At 50.3% G+C, this 13,824-nt stretch carries 13 protein-coding genes; 5 read left to right on the top strand and 8 right to left on the bottom strand.

Features of this window, described 5'->3' with window-relative positions:
• Positions 1-133 precede the first annotated feature (133 nt).
• The 5 genes from Q1A04_RS05970 to Q1A04_RS05990 all read left to right on the top strand — a co-directional run bounded on the left by Q1A04_RS05970 (position 134) and on the right by Q1A04_RS05990 (position 4,833).
• Positions 134-1,621, top strand: coding sequence for an amino acid permease (locus Q1A04_RS05970; RefSeq protein ID WP_299702517.1), 1,488 nt, complete (start codon positions 134-136; stop codon positions 1,619-1,621).
• A 158-nt stretch (positions 1,622-1,779) separates the two neighbouring features.
• Positions 1,780-2,727 (top strand): alpha/beta hydrolase, encoded by a 948-nt coding sequence (locus Q1A04_RS05975; protein WP_299702520.1) that lies wholly within the window; start codon positions 1,780-1,782, stop codon positions 2,725-2,727.
• 56 nt (positions 2,728-2,783) lie between these two features.
• Positions 2,784-3,437, top strand: a complete 654-nt coding sequence (locus Q1A04_RS05980) for an alpha/beta hydrolase (protein WP_299702523.1) — start codon at positions 2,784-2,786, stop codon at positions 3,435-3,437.
• Positions 3,434-3,691 (top strand): hypothetical protein, encoded by a 258-nt coding sequence (locus Q1A04_RS05985; protein ID WP_299702526.1) that lies wholly within the window; start codon positions 3,434-3,436, stop codon positions 3,689-3,691. Before Q1A04_RS05980 ends, Q1A04_RS05985 begins: the two co-directional genes overlap by 4 nt.
• 2 nt (positions 3,692-3,693) lie before the next feature.
• Entirely contained in the window at positions 3,694-4,833 is a 1,140-nt protein-coding gene (locus Q1A04_RS05990) for an FAD-dependent oxidoreductase (protein WP_299702529.1), read from the top strand.
• A gap of 129 nt (positions 4,834-4,962) precedes the next feature.
• On the opposite strand, the gene Q1A04_RS05995 is transcribed toward Q1A04_RS05990, so the two are convergent.
• The 8 genes from Q1A04_RS05995 to Q1A04_RS06030 all read right to left on the bottom strand — a co-directional run bounded on the left by Q1A04_RS05995 (position 4,963) and on the right by Q1A04_RS06030 (position 13,688).
• Positions 4,963-5,184, bottom strand: a complete 222-nt coding sequence (locus Q1A04_RS05995) for a hypothetical protein (protein WP_299702532.1) — start codon at positions 5,182-5,184, stop codon at positions 4,963-4,965.
• A 194-nt stretch (positions 5,185-5,378) separates the two neighbouring features.
• Entirely contained in the window at positions 5,379-5,891 is a 513-nt protein-coding gene (locus Q1A04_RS06000; RefSeq protein ID WP_299702535.1) for a hypothetical protein, read from the bottom strand.
• 10 nt (positions 5,892-5,901) lie between these two features.
• Positions 5,902-7,569 carry a Zn-dependent hydrolase gene (locus Q1A04_RS06005; RefSeq protein ID WP_299702538.1) on the bottom strand — a complete coding sequence of 556 codons (1,668 nt, stop codon included), beginning with the start codon at positions 7,567-7,569 and terminating at the stop codon, positions 5,902-5,904.
• 115 nt (positions 7,570-7,684) lie between these two features.
• Positions 7,685-8,428, bottom strand: coding sequence for a LytTR family DNA-binding domain-containing protein (locus Q1A04_RS06010; RefSeq protein WP_299702541.1), 744 nt, complete (start codon positions 8,426-8,428; stop codon positions 7,685-7,687).
• Positions 8,421-9,125, bottom strand: a complete 705-nt coding sequence (locus Q1A04_RS06015; protein WP_299702544.1) for a sensor histidine kinase — start codon at positions 9,123-9,125, stop codon at positions 8,421-8,423. Before Q1A04_RS06015 ends, Q1A04_RS06010 begins: the two co-directional genes overlap by 8 nt.
• A 478-nt stretch (positions 9,126-9,603) precedes the next feature.
• On the bottom strand, positions 9,604-12,045 hold the full coding sequence (locus Q1A04_RS06020; RefSeq protein WP_299702547.1) for an outer membrane beta-barrel protein: 2,442 nt from the start codon (positions 12,043-12,045) through the stop codon (positions 9,604-9,606).
• Between the two features lie 167 nt (positions 12,046-12,212).
• Positions 12,213-12,827, bottom strand: a complete 615-nt coding sequence (locus Q1A04_RS06025; RefSeq protein ID WP_299702550.1) for a deoxynucleoside kinase — start codon at positions 12,825-12,827, stop codon at positions 12,213-12,215.
• Positions 12,828-13,511: 684 nt separating this feature from the next.
• A complete protein-coding gene (locus tag Q1A04_RS06030; protein WP_299702553.1) occupies positions 13,512-13,688 on the bottom strand; it encodes a hypothetical protein in 177 nt (58 codons plus the stop codon).
• Positions 13,689-13,824: the final 136 nt, after the last annotated feature.

A 13,824-nucleotide genomic window follows, 5' to 3' on the forward strand; every position in this document is an offset into this window, starting at 1 on the left:
TTGTATCCCATTTGCGCTATACCCGGAAATTAGGTTTAATTTTGTCTTTAGGCTGTTCAGAGATACTCGTGGCAGCTAACACAATCAACTTTTAGAAAAACGGCGCTGGATTGACAAGTGGCCACAAGACAGGATGCAGGATATAAAAGAAGCGCAGCAAGTGCAGGAGAGCAAGGGAGAAACCGGGTTTAAGCGGGAGATAGGCCTTTTTGACGCGATTATGATCGTGACGGGCGGCATGATCGGTTCGGGTATATTCATTGTGACCGCTGATATTTCGCGGGCGGTGGTTACGCCGGGCAATATGCTGCTGGTGTGGGTGCTGTCGGGCTTCCTAACCATGGTGGGCGCCATCAGCTATGGCGAACTCTCGTCTATGTTCCCAAAAGTAGGCGGACAGTATGTATACCTGAAAGAAGCTTACAACAAGATGGTCGCCTTCCTTTATGGCTGGACGCTGTTTCTGGTGATACAGACGGGCGTGATTGCGGCTGTGGCGGTGGCCTTCGCCCGTTTCACCGGGGTGCTTATACCTTGGTTCAGCGAAGACAATGTGCTGTTTTCCATACTCGGTTTCAAATTTAGCTCCGTGCAGCTGCTGGCTATTCTGAGCATCGTATACCTGACTTACATCAACTCACGCGGCGTGAAAAGCGGCAAGCTGATTCAAAACATATTCGGAAGCACCAAACTCATCGCCCTCTTTGGCCTGATACTCTTCGGTTTGCTTTTCGGCATCAACGACACGGCGGTGCAGGCCAATTTCTCCGATTTTTGGGGCTCTGCCGCTGCTGCCACAGGTGCCAGCGAGGCTCCTCCGGTAGGTATGGCTTTGATCACCGCCATCGGCATTGCCATGGTAGGCGCCCTGTTTTCCGCTGACTCTTGGAACAACATCGGCTTTTCCGGCGACGAGATCGTGAACCCGAAGCGCACGATCGTGCTGAGCATGGTCATCGGCAGTGCTATTGTGATGGGCCTCTACCTAATCATCAACCTCGTATACCTGCTGGTGCTGCCCCTCAACGGCGACCCGAACGCGACCGATGTGCTAGGCCAAGGTATAAAATACGCCTCCAACGACCGCGTGGCAACCGCTGTCGCTGAAGTAATTGGGGGCTACCCGGCTACAGTGGGTATCGCCATCCTGATTATGATTTCCACATTCGGCTGTAACAACGGGGCGATTCTGTCAGGTGCGCGGGTATACTATGCCATAGCCAAAGACGGACTGTTTTTCCAGAAAATGGGCCACTTGAACAAGAACGGTGTGCCGGCCGCTGCCCTGTGGCTGCAATGTATCTGGGCCTGTCTGCTCTGCCTATCGGGCACCTACAACGACCTGCTCGACTATGTTATCTTCGCCGTGATGCTCTTCTACATCGTTACCGTAATCGGGGTGTTTGTGCTGCGGGTACGCCGTCCGGATCTGAAGCGCCCTTACAAGGCTTTCGGTTATCCGATATTGCCTGCCCTTTATGTAATCTTGGCTTCGGGTATCTGCATCATCCTACTCATTTATAAACCGGTCTATACTTGGCCGGGACTCATTATTGTAGCACTAGGTATACCTGTGTATTATTTCTTCGGAAGCAAGTTCAGGGAGGAGTCGGGGTTGTAAAGCCGTCCAGTAAGAGCAAAGCCACAAAAAAACAGTCTGTCAGAGTTTGGCAGACTGTTTTTTTGTGGCTTTTAGAAAAATATTCCTAACATGGAGAACGCACACAAACAACAAATTCATATTTTAGTACAAGTATATACTATGCTAAAGTTGGTTCTATGCTCCCCAAAGTAAAACGAATGGTGACAGCCCTTGCGCTGATCCTAGTGGCGGCCTTTGCCCTTATGATTCGGGCTGATATACCCGCAGCTGAGTTGAAGGCGAAGTACACAACGCCCACCTCTCACTTTATGAAGCTAGGCGATGCTGAGCTGCATTACCGCGACGAGGGACAAGGTATACCCATTGTGCTGCTGCATGGCACGGCCGCTTCGCTTAACACATGGGATGGCTGGTCTGCCGAACTCAGCAGGCAATACCGGGTGCTGCGGCTTGACCTGCCCGGCTTTGGCCTCACCGGCCCCAATGCCTCTGGCTCCTATTCCATCGACTACTACAGCAAACTATTGCATCAGTTTCTAGACAGCTTGGGTATAGACCAAGCCCACATAGGCGGCAGCTCCCTTGGCGGTCAGATTGCCTACGACTTTGCCGCCTCTTATCCGGAGCGGGTGCATAAACTGATATTGGTTTCCCCTACTGGTGTCACCAATGCCAACGACAAGCGCATCACGTTGCCTTTCAGAATGGCGCAGACGCCGCTGCTCAAACACTCCGTGAAATACGTCACCCCGCGGTTTATTGTGGAGCAGAGTCTAAAAGAAGTATATGGCGATGACAGCCGGCTAAAACCCGAAACCATCAGCCTAAGCCATGACCTGTTGCTGCGCGAGGGCAACCGCAATGCCTTTGTCGCCCGCCTGAACACCGTGGACAACGACAACCTGCACAAGTTGGCGCAGGTACAAGCGCCTACGCTCATTCTTTGGGGTGAGGCCGATGCTTGGGTGCCTGTTACAGATGCGAGCCGTTTTCAGAAAGGTATAAAAGGATCTCAACTCAGGCTATATGCGGGCGCAGGTCACATCCCCATGGAAGAACAGGCAGCGGAAACCGTACAAGACGTAATGGCTTTCCTGAGCCAAGAAGTCGCTCTGCTGGATTAGTTGAAAAGCCGTAGCTTTGCAGCTGAAACCGGGTCTGTACCGGAGAAGCAAAGCCTATGAGCACCGTTTATTTTATCAGTGGCCTTGGTGCCGATGAGCGCATGTTCCAGTTTCTGCACCTCAAGTGTAAGAACAGAGTATATGTGCAGTGGATTCAGCCCCATGAAGACGAACCGCTGCATGCATATGCCGTCCGGCTGGCCGAACAGATAAAAGAGCCGAACCCGGTGTTGGTGGGTATGTCGTTTGGAGGCGTGGTGGCCATAGAACTGGCCAAATTCCTGCACCCACGCAAGACCATACTCATCTCCAGCATCGCCAGCAGCAAGATTCTGCCTTGGTATTATCGCCTGATGGGTTTCTTGAGACTGCATCGTGTCATACCGGTTCCGCTGCTCAAGCGCTTTCATTTTGTAGGCCCTATCCTGTTTGGAGCCAGTACAAAAGCCGAAAAAGCACTTCTCAAACAGGTAATCCTCGAAACGGACCCGCATTTCCTGCGCTGGGCCGTGGGGCAATTGCTTAACTGGCATCAACCCGACCATTACGAAAACGCTATGATGATACACGGCACGGCCGACCGCATCCTGCCCATGGGCACCTACCCGGGCATCATCAAGATAAAAAGGGCCGGCCACCTCATGGTTTTAAGCCACGCTTCAGAGATAAGTGCTATCTTAGATAAGATTTTAGAAGATTGCGACACATGACAACAGATAAGAAAAGATTCATCATCAAGACGCCGGAGGGCAAAACGGCCGACCTTACCCATGCCACCACACTGAAGAGCAATAACCTCTACCCTTTCGGTCGACACAATTACTCCATCTACGAAAGCCCCGAAGGTGTTTTCGTGCGCGGCTATAACAATGGCGAGCGGGAGATCATGCTGACCAGCTTTGAGATAATAGACGAGGCTACGGCCCGTAATTACAAGCACACCTATACCCGGGAGGACGACTAGTCATGGAATTGAGTTTCTGGGAAAAGGAGTCGTATTTCGGAAACATCGACGTGCTTATTGTGGGCAGCGGCATCGTAGGCCTAAATGCGGCGCTATACCTGAAAACCAAACAGCCCAGCCTGAAGGTAATGGTGGCGGAGAGAGGACTGCTACCAACCGGAGCCAGCACCCGCAATGCCGGCTTTGCCTGTTTCGGCAGCCCCTCTGAACTGCTCGACGACCTGAGTCACCACAGTGAAAGCGATGTGTTTGCGCTGGTGGAGCGTCGCTGGCGAGGTCTGCAGCGCCTGCGCCAAAACCTCGGCGACAAAGCCATCGACTTCCACCGCTGGGGCGGCTACGAGCTTTTTGAGGAGAGTCAACAGCCCTTGTACGATGCCTGCCTTGAGCAACTGCCCTACCTAAACACACAGCTAAAGCAAGTGACCGGCGAACAGGACGTATACCGTCTGGCTGATCTTAAAATAAAGGAATTTGGTTTCCGGCACGTATCCCACCTGATCGAGAGCACCGCCGAAGGGCAGATCGACACTGGCAAGATGATTTTGGCCCTTACGCAAAAGGTGCAGGCCTTGGGTGTGTTTGTTTTGAACGGGCTGGAGATCGAAACGCTGCAGGAAGAGAGCCAAGGTATAACTGCCCTCACCAAACAAGGCATCGCCATACCTGCCCGTGCCGCACTAGTGGCCACCAACGGTTTCGCAAGGCAATTGCTGCCTCAGTTGCAGGTAGCGCCAGCCCGTGCGCAGGTGCTCATCACCAAGCCTATACCTGATCTCCGCTTCAAAGGCACTTTCCATTACGACAAGGGCTTTTATTATTTCCGCAACATCGGCAACCGGGTACTGTTCGGTGGCGGCCGCAACCTCGATTTCAAAACAGAAGAGACTACCCAGATGGGCCTAACGGATTTGGTGCAGCACAAACTCGACGAGCTGTTGCGCGAAGTCATCTTGCCCGACACGCCTTATGAAGTAGAGCAGCGCTGGAGCGGCATTATGGGTGTTGGCCCTGAAAAGACAACCATCATCCAGCCAGTATCGGAGCACGTGTGTTGCGCTGTGCGTATGGGAGGTATGGGTGTGGCTATCGGTTCGCTGGTAGGTGAAGATGGGGCTGAGCTCGTGCTGGAGCGGCTTTAGAAAAAAAAGTAAAAGCTATCCGGTTTGTCCCAAGGTATACGAGGCATAAGCCCGCAACCAACTTGACAAAAATAAAAAAGGTAAACCTTGAGCGGGTTTACCTTTTTTATTTACTATAATCAGTAGAATCTACATTCGCATCCATTGAGTCGGGTTCGTTTGGGTAGGGATCATTAGAGGTCTAGAGGCTTCTTTCTCTGCCCTAAAGAATTCTTGGTACTCTTCTTCGCTCATTTCCTCACGAAGGGCAATGTGGAACTTGGCCAGTTCTGGGTACAGTTGATTGCGCTCTTGGCGTTCCTGTGGGCTGTTTCGGTTAAAATCGTAAAAGGATTTCACTAAATTTTTCATAATTAAATATTTGATTTAAAGTGAGTTGGAAAACAGTTTTACTCCTAGGCCGCTTTTTAAGTTGTCTATATTTAGAAGCAATTTTCCACATTCTGCCCTCAGTGCAGTCAGACAAACCATAGGCGACGGATTTGCATTAAAATAAAAAGGCCCAACCAAACGGCTGGGCCTTTTTTTATCAGTTTGTTAGATACTTATCTGATGATCTGGAGAAAGATCGGAGTAAAAACTGCCACCATGACAGCGGCTTGGCTATCAGCCAGCGTTTTGAAGTAAAGCCCTGTAGCCACAAGTAGCAGCTTGGTCAGTTCAGGGATTTCACTATGTATGGCGATGTTTCCTTTTGTGCCACCAAAGTTGCTTGGGTCGAAATTGATCACGGTGTTGCCAGCTGCATCCACCAAGGCTCTGCTGCTGCCAAACGCCTTACTTTCCAGTGCAAATCTTTCGCCTGTTACCAGTGTGGTCGTGGTCTTGCCAAAGCCGGATGTTTTACTCATGCCCACTACTTCGCCCTTAAAGCTGATGGTAACTTCATGCTCCAGCCAGCCCTGTCTTCGAAAAGCAAGATTGATTCGCTCGGAGCTAAAATCTGCATCAAAGCTTGTCCAACCTTTAAAGTCCAGCCTGCCGACCAGCCCATTGTTTCCGCTCACTGTATACTTTCGCGCCGTGAACCCTTCCTGCTTCCAAGTCAGTATCTCCATTTTTTCTTTTTTATCTCAGTCCGAGCACATCCACGCCCTGCTCAAAAACGACATCCACAGGTATGTTCTTCTGGCTCAGCATATCGAGGTCTGCCTGTAGTTCGGCACTGATCTGGCCCTGCTCATTCAGCAATTTGCCCACGCCAGCATAGTCGCCATTACCCTGCAGCGTCAGGATCAGTTCAGACAGCTTGTCCATGGCCTCTCCCATTTTCACATAGTTCACGCGGTACTTGCCGGTCTGTGCATCACGTTCAAAGGCACCATTCTCTTTAAAGAAGTTGAAGCGCACCATATTAGCCTTGCCATGTGCACTGGCTGCCCCGAAACGTACCGAGCGGAAAATGCCCGCCATAAAGGTCGTGTAGTAATCTTCGAGGCTGCCACTCACTTCGCCTTTCTTGTGCAGCTGCGTGATCATGTAAAGCCCCAAGATATCGGCCTTTCCTTCTTCTAATGCGGAAGCGTGCTCTTTCAGCGTCTCCCGCACCGTGCCTTTGCCATTGATGGTGTTTTTGATGCCCAGTCCGTGTGCTACTTCGTGAAACATGGTGTTGGCAAAGAAGGCATCGAAGGTGATATGTTGTTTTTGATCATCGGCAATCAGCTCCTCGGCGATCGGCAGCATGATTTTGTCGAACTTAGCCTGCATGGCGTTTTTGAGTTGCAGACGGCGTGTGCCTTTCTTCAGCTGCACCTCCTCGTCGTTTGGCAGGTTGATGGCGATGGTCTTGCTGCCCGCGTTACAGTCGCCGGCGTAATACACCACGTCATAGGCGTTCAGGTCGGAGTCGGTGCCGGGGGTTTCTTTTTTGTAGTTGGGCGCCACCGGCAGTCCGCGCTGCAGTTCCGGCAAAAAGGCCGCATACTTCTCGAGGCGCTTGCTCCAGTCCATGTCCTTAATCAACACATAGGCTTCGTGCGCGGCTTTGTAACCGAACAGCTTATCCTCGTAGGTTTCGATCGGACCAATTACCACATCGATGCGGTTGTTCTTCATGTCCATCCAAGCCAAATCGCTAGGCTGGTAGTTGTCTTTGAGCATGGCATCTGCACGCAGGGTCAGGTACTTCTTCAGCCCCGGCTCCTCGGCTAGGTTAGCAGCCTGACGCAACAGGTCAGAAGCTCGCTTCACCTGCTCCTTAAACTGCACGTGGTAAGGCACCGTAATCAGCTGGCCGTTGGCATCACGGCGCAGGAAGGTATACTGGCTGGCCTTGTCTTTCAGATTGGCTTTTTCAAACTCCTCCTTCGTCATATCGTGCGGGTAGAAGTTGGCCGCATCGGGTTTCGGCCCCACCCCGGGTATAAAAGGCTCATTATTATTCAGTCGGTCCCAAGGGCCGTAGTTGATCATCACAAATTGCTTTGCGGCATCGTCTGTCAGCGCGTTCAGCAGCGAGTCTTTCTTACCGTAGGCTTCATACCAGAACAGCTCGTCCATGATGTTGCCGGCCTCGATCAGCAGCGGAATCATCTGGCGTTCTTTTTCGCTGAGCGAGCTCATGTCAGCAGTTAGGCGCACTGTGGTGTACATACCCAGTTTTTGCTGCAGGTCAGTTGCAGCGGCGTCGGTTTGCACGGTTTCGGAGGTTTGCGCGTCGTTGGTGGTGCTGCCCGTGCAGGCGGCCATCATGGCAGCCACGGAAGCAGCCAGTATCAGGTGGCGTGATTTCATGTTTGTATAAGGTTAGTTTTATTTTTCAAGAGAAAGATACAGGATTTGAGCTAAAAGAAAAAGCCGCCGCCCCTGAACGGGGCAACGGCTTATACCGATTCGTACTACTACACACCTAGTAGAGCCACTCCGCAATCTCCCGCTTAATCTGTTCGCGATAAGTACTCCCAATCAGAATCTCTTCGTCCAGTTCTGTCTCAATCATGTTGCCGTTTATCGCCCTGATGGCGGATTTGCGGACGATATAAGAGCGACTCACCCGCAGAAATTGCGTGGCAGGCAGCTTCTCCTCTATTTTAGCCATGGTCATGTGCGTCAGTATTTTCTGGTTGGGCAGGTATAGCTGGATGTAGTCTTTCATGCCTTTCACCAAAATCAATTCTTCTGTGTTGATTTGAACGAGTTTCTTATCCTGCTTTACCCAGAAGTTTTGTTGGTCGCCTCTGTTTTTCGAGTGTTCGTTTTCAGCTGGACTGTTGACAGCTCGCTGCATCCTAACCTGCTCATCCACCTTGTGCACTGCTTTCAGAAACCGCTCAAACGAGATCGGTTTGAGCAAGTAGTCAGCCACCGCCAGTTCATAGCCGTCCAAGGCGTAATCAGGGTAGGCGGTAGTCAGGATAACTTGCATCTGGTGCGCCTGCGTCAGATGCAGCATTTCCAGCCCAGTCATTTCGGGCATGTTGATGTCCAGAAATATCAGGTCGGGCTGCTGTTCGCGAATGGTGACGAGTGCCTCGATGGCGTTGTCGCAGACGGCTGCCAGTTGCAGAAAAGGCACCCGCGCCACATACTTGGCTATAATTTCCTGTGCGATAGGCTCGTCATCGATAATAACGCAGCGTAGGGGCTTAGTCATGGGTTTGAAGCTTTAGGCTGACCTTATAGGAGTCGGCTGTTTCAGTAATGGACAGTTGGTGCTTTTCGGGATAAAGCAGGGCAAGGCGTCGCTTCGTGTTCTCTATACCTATACCTGCGGTTGCAGGGCGCTCTTTATTGGTAGCGGGCTTGCTATTTTCCACTTCAAATAGGATGGTTTGGCGCTCCTGCTTTAGATGGATGTGCACCCACGCTTTGCCAATGGTAGCGTTAACCCCGTGCTTAAAGGCGTTTTCGACAAAGCTGATGAGCAAAAGCGGCACGATAGGCGTTTCGCTATTTTCGATGTGCTCGAAATTGTAGCTGATAACCACGCGGGTATTGTGATGGCGAATCTGCTCCAGATTGATGTAGTCGGACAGAAACTCCACTTCCCTCCCGACAGGTATGCGCTTGCCGCTGCTCTCATACAACGAAAAGCGCAGCAAGTCCGACAGCTTGAGTACCACCTGCCCTGCCCTCTCGTTCTCCATCACCATACCGTAAATGTTGTTGAGCGTGTTGAACAGGAAGTGCGGGTGAATCTGCGCTCGAAGGAAGTTCAGCTCCATTTCGGTTTTCTCTTTCTGCAGCATTGCGTTTCGTTTGTTGGCTTCGTAGTTTCTTTTGAAGTAGTAAAAGGCAGCGGCGATCACGTTGGGTAGCAAGACGAGCGACAATACCCAAATAAGATTCATATAGGAAAATATGTCTGCTACCGACCTTAGCTTATTTGCCACAGCGAATTGGGGAAGCCGACCCGTGTCTGGAAAAAGATTTACTAAGGGGTCTAGTGGCAGTTTAATGACCAATACACTTGCCACATAAGCAGCTAGTAAGACTATTGAAAAAATTACCCAACTTCCAGAACTAATAAGATGTGCGCCAAACCTTACCACTGCCAGATGGTTCGCATATACCAGTAAGACAAGTATGGTAGTATAAATTAGGGTGGGCATAACAAAAAATGTTGTCCCAAACATAAAGGCATTCCCATTCAGGCAAATCAAAAAAATTAGTCCCCAGACAATGATGTCAAGTGCTTTACCTTTAAGAGAAACCATCCGAACCAAACTTCCAGCCACTGCAGTCATATAAATGTAAGAGAAGCATATACCTGCAGCTAGGGTAAGCCGCAGGTATAGGTATAAGAAAAGCTAATATAGCGAAAATGGCTTAATTGGCTCTATTGACCACGTCTTCGTTGCCCAGCTTTTTACTGGCTGCCGACTTCACGGTTTGCTTGCCGAACCTATATACCAATCCCAGCTGCACCCGCCTGGCATCATCATAGCTCACGGAGCGGGTCTGAATGTTTGAGCTGTTCACCACTCCGCCGTTCACGCTGCCCCTGAACACATCGAGAACCGCCAGGGTATACTGCAGCTGCTTGTTGAATAAGTTTCCTTTCAGAGCTACGCGGGTATAGTGGTTGCCTACTAATTCAGCTAAGCCATAAGTAAACGGCCCTGTGTAGTTGAAACCAGTTTCCAGTTTCAGGTCGCGCGGCAGCGAGAAGCTGTTTTGCCATCCTATCGCATGGTAAAAGCTAGTAGGTACAGCCAAGCCGCCAAACTCTTCCTGCTTCATGGCAGAGGTCATCAAAGCGCCCATACCGAACACACTGCCCGACCACCTGTTGGTCACTTGGTAGCTGTAGTTGACATTGCCCCCGACTGATGTCATGTCGAAGTTCCTGTTTTTCCAGTGAGCCACCCCGTCCTGGTTAATGGGCAGGTTCAGGAACACGTTCTGCTCCTGCCTGTACTCCAGCTCCACATAGAGGTTGTTTTTGTAAATGCCGTTCAACGAGAAAGTATGCGTGTACTGCGGCAGCAAAGCGGGGTTTCCTTCTTCTATGGTAAAATCGTCGAGATAAACCCGGTAAGGGGTGAGCACACTAAAACTTGGTCGCTGCACCGTTTTGCGATAATTCAACGTCATGACCAAATCATCTGTCATGGGGCGGCTCAACATCAGCGTTGGGAAAAAGTCGGTGAAAGTACGATCAACAGGCTTGCGCTTGTTCACTTTGTCCTCTACTTGCATGGTGGCGTGCTCTACCCGCATACCTGCCCGCAGGGTGGTTTTGCCTAGCTGTTTGTCCAGCGTGGTGTAGCCTGCCAGAATGTTCTCCGTAAACACGTTCTCAAAGCTAAAAGCTTCGTCGCGGATAAAGCGTCCATCCTGCAAATAGTCTTGCGTCGGCTGCGTGCGGTTGCCTGACATGGTCATCTTGCCCCCCGCTGTCACATTCCAGCTGTTCCGAAAAGGGAGCTCCCAATCTATCTGCCCGACCATGATGTTGGCCCTGCTCTGATTGTCATTTCTCACCCTTCTCAAAGGCCCCAACAAGCTGCCATCAGGACCGTACATGTTTTGCGACAGCATCTCGTTGGTGGTGTTGCCTTGAATCGGGGTATAGGTGAAGATAAGGTCCAGCGACTTGCCCAGGCTATCGAGCTTCCCCGTGTAGTAAAGGCCGTAAGTCTGTACATGCCTAGTGGAATATTCCCGCCCGTCTGCCAGCAAGGTGGAATCTGTTGTACCGTTGAGCTGTTCCACAAAATCAATTCGCTTGCTAAGAGTAGTATTATTGTCCACTCTTGTCTGCACATAGTTAGCTTGTATACCCAGCGCGTGCTTATCAGACAGCTTATACTCAAACATACCTCTCACCGAGGGTATGGTGTTACTGTACCGAAATAAACCATATTCGTGCAGCACAGGGCCGCTGCCATTTAGGGGCACTCTATAGCCATCGTGCTCGGAGTGTGTCAGTGATTTGTTGTAGTTCAGGTTGATGTTGCTTACCCATTTTTGCTGGCGGTAGGTAAGCGAGGTGCCTACCAGTCCCCTGCCCCTGATGCCCTGCGACACGGTACTTCTGGCTGAACCTGTTATACCTAAGGTGCGGGCTCTCTTGGTAGTGATGCTGATAACGGTACTGATGTTGGCGGGGTAGCGGGAAGATGGATTCGTGATAAAATCAATCTTCTCGATTTCGTCGCCTGTCATGGTTGCCAGCACAGATTGAAGCGTGGCGCCAGGCATTTGCACTTTATCCAACAGAATCAGAACGCCGCCTTTTCCATTTACCGACACGCTCTCGCCCTGCACCTGCACAAAGGGCATGGCCCTAAAAATATCCAGCAAGTTATCGCTCTGAAATGTGCTCGCTTCTACGTTCAAGGTATAGCGGTCGGGGCTGCGCTCCACCACCTGCCGTTGCGCCTGTATCAGCACTTCGCCTAACTGGTTTGTGTTTCGCTGCAGCTGCAAAACGCCAATATCAGGTGCAGGTTGCTCCGCCTGTATGCGGACCGTTTCAGAATAAGCTGGCTGAAAACCAACATACCTTACCGCTACAAGATACTCTCCATAAGGTAGGTTCTCGAATACAAATAGTCCGCGCTCGTCAGTTACTTTGCCCTTTACCAAGCTGCTGTCTGTTGCTGTCAATAGGGTTACGGTGGCAAAGGGGGCTGCATTAGCAGCGTCTTCTTTCACTGTGCCGCTTATCTTACCTTGCGCCAACACAGGTATAGCTGTCACAAGTGACAGGCAGATGCAGACGAGAAGAAAAATCAGGTGTTTGGGAGAAAAGGTCTGTTCCATAAGCTATTAGTTAATTCACAGACCAAGTAAGCTTCCTGCCAAACTTTATTCGATTTTATTCGACGAAAGCGGCTTCAGCTTCGACGTTGAATAGCCTTTTCAACAAAAAAAGCCGCCACCCCTGAGCGGGGTAGCGGCTTATACCTATACGAAACTTTTGTCTTGATTTAAAACAGGCCGAAAAGTTCGCTGTTTATACGCTCAATAATGCTTCCCAAATCCTCTGGGTTAGCTACAAAGTCCATGTTGTTCACATCGATCACCAGCAGCTTGCCTTGGTCGTAGTTGCTCATCCAGTTGTTATAATGCTCGTTGAGATTGCGCAGGTAGTTGATGCTGATGCTGTTCTCGTAGTCGCGGTTGCGCTTCTCAATCTGCCCAATCAGCTTGGGTAGGTCAGCCTTCAGGTAGATCATCAGGTCAGGTGCTTTCACCATGGTAATCATCGACTGGAACAGGGCAAAGTAGTTCTCGTAATCCCGCGTGGTCATCAGCCCAGACTGGTGCAGATTTTTGGCGAAGATGTAGGCATCCTCGTAAATCGTGCGGTCCTGAATCACATGCCCGTCCTTGGCCTGTATCTGCTGCACCTGCCCAAAACGGCTGTTCAGGAAGAACACCTGCAGATGGAAAGCCCAGCGCTCCATGTCCTCGTAGAAATCTTTCAGGTATGGGTTATTCTCGACTGCCTCCAAGTATAGGTCCCACTTAAAGTGCTGGGATAGTTTGGTAGCCAAGGTGGTTTTGCCGGCGCCAATGTTGCCGACGATTGCAATGTGCATGGTAATAGTAAAGTTGGTGAAAAAGCAGGTTACAAAGTAAAGCTTTTTTTGAAGATGATACTGCCTCCACTGACTTCTTCGTGTAGGTTTTTTATGCCCCTGTTAGCTACACTTCAGCTTACACACACGTATCCAACTCACTATCAATACTTTGTTTAATTATTTGTTTTTAATTGATGATACAAGCACACCACCGAGGAAGAAATATTCAAGCGCAAGATTCATCACCCCTAAAGTCCGTACATGCTGACCGGACTTTTTCACCTCAGCCGAATCAGCTTCTGCATGTCCTCCACCGCATCAGATTCCTCCGTAATTTCCAGCCCCAGCAACGTCTCGACAATGTATTCTCCACACTCACAATGCCAGAAATCACGCCATATTCATCAACCAGCAATGCAATGTGGTCTTTGCTTTCCATCATGCGGGTGAAAAGCTTCGTCACAGGCCTGTCTTGATGAACCGCTTGTAGAGACCGTTGTAGTTAGGCCGGCTTTGCTCCCCCTGCCCTTCATTGAGGTTGTGCTGTACCTCACCTTAAGCACGTTGCCGGTGAGATGGTCATTGGCTTTATATTCTATGTAAAACACAGCGCGCTATAAAGCAACCTCCGGCAGCATTGGCACCGGAAGCAACTCCCTTGCCCCTTCTAGGGACGGGCATAGTGCGAACTGATAATGCTGTTTATCTCCTGAACATCTTGGCTATAAAATAGATGATCAGCACAATGACGGCGATAATAATTAGAGCAGTCCACATACCGAACTCTAGTATATCGCCTACGAGGTCGCAACCGGTGAGGGTGAGGGAGAAGAATAGGAAAACAAGGCTGTAGAGCCATTTGAGGGAAACACTTTTCATAGTTTTGTCTTTTAGTTTTAGCTGGAAGCCGCATTTGCCTGTCTGTCAGGTATAACAGCTCCTCCAAATGAAATACCTGTTTTAGGAACTATGGGTTTCGAATGCTTCGACTGTGCCATCCAAAAAGAATAAAACT

It is taken from the genome of uncultured Pontibacter sp. (genome assembly GCF_947499215.1).
In the GTDB taxonomy this organism is placed as follows: Bacteria; Bacteroidota; Bacteroidia; order Cytophagales; family Hymenobacteraceae; genus Pontibacter.

Bases quoted from the DNA above. Each gene is read 5' to 3' on its own strand.
- Q1A04_RS05970 (WP_299702517.1), top strand. From the start codon at position 134: ATGCAGGATATAAAAGAAGCGCAGCAAGTGCAGGAGAGCAAGGGAGAA.
- Q1A04_RS05975 (WP_299702520.1), top strand. From the start codon at position 1,780: ATGCTCCCCAAAGTAAAACGAATGGTGACAGCCCTTGCGCTGATCCTA.
- Q1A04_RS05980 (WP_299702523.1), top strand. From the start codon at position 2,784: ATGAGCACCGTTTATTTTATCAGTGGCCTTGGTGCCGATGAGCGCATG.
- Q1A04_RS05985 (WP_299702526.1), top strand. From the start codon at position 3,434: ATGACAACAGATAAGAAAAGATTCATCATCAAGACGCCGGAGGGCAAA.
- Q1A04_RS05990 (WP_299702529.1), top strand. From the start codon at position 3,694: ATGGAATTGAGTTTCTGGGAAAAGGAGTCGTATTTCGGAAACATCGAC.
- Q1A04_RS05995 (WP_299702532.1), bottom strand. From the start codon at position 5,184: ATGAAAAATTTAGTGAAATCCTTTTACGATTTTAACCGAAACAGCCCA.
- Q1A04_RS06000 (WP_299702535.1), bottom strand. From the start codon at position 5,891: ATGGAGATACTGACTTGGAAGCAGGAAGGGTTCACGGCGCGAAAGTAT.
- Q1A04_RS06005 (WP_299702538.1), bottom strand. From the start codon at position 7,569: ATGAAATCACGCCACCTGATACTGGCTGCTTCCGTGGCTGCCATGATG.
- Q1A04_RS06010 (WP_299702541.1), bottom strand. From the start codon at position 8,428: ATGACTAAGCCCCTACGCTGCGTTATTATCGATGACGAGCCTATCGCA.
- Q1A04_RS06015 (WP_299702544.1), bottom strand. From the start codon at position 9,125: ATGAATCTTATTTGGGTATTGTCGCTCGTCTTGCTACCCAACGTGATC.
- Q1A04_RS06020 (WP_299702547.1), bottom strand. From the start codon at position 12,045: ATGGAACAGACCTTTTCTCCCAAACACCTGATTTTTCTTCTCGTCTGC.
- Q1A04_RS06025 (WP_299702550.1), bottom strand. From the start codon at position 12,827: ATGCACATTGCAATCGTCGGCAACATTGGCGCCGGCAAAACCACCTTG.
- Q1A04_RS06030 (WP_299702553.1), bottom strand. From the start codon at position 13,688: ATGAAAAGTGTTTCCCTCAAATGGCTCTACAGCCTTGTTTTCCTATTC.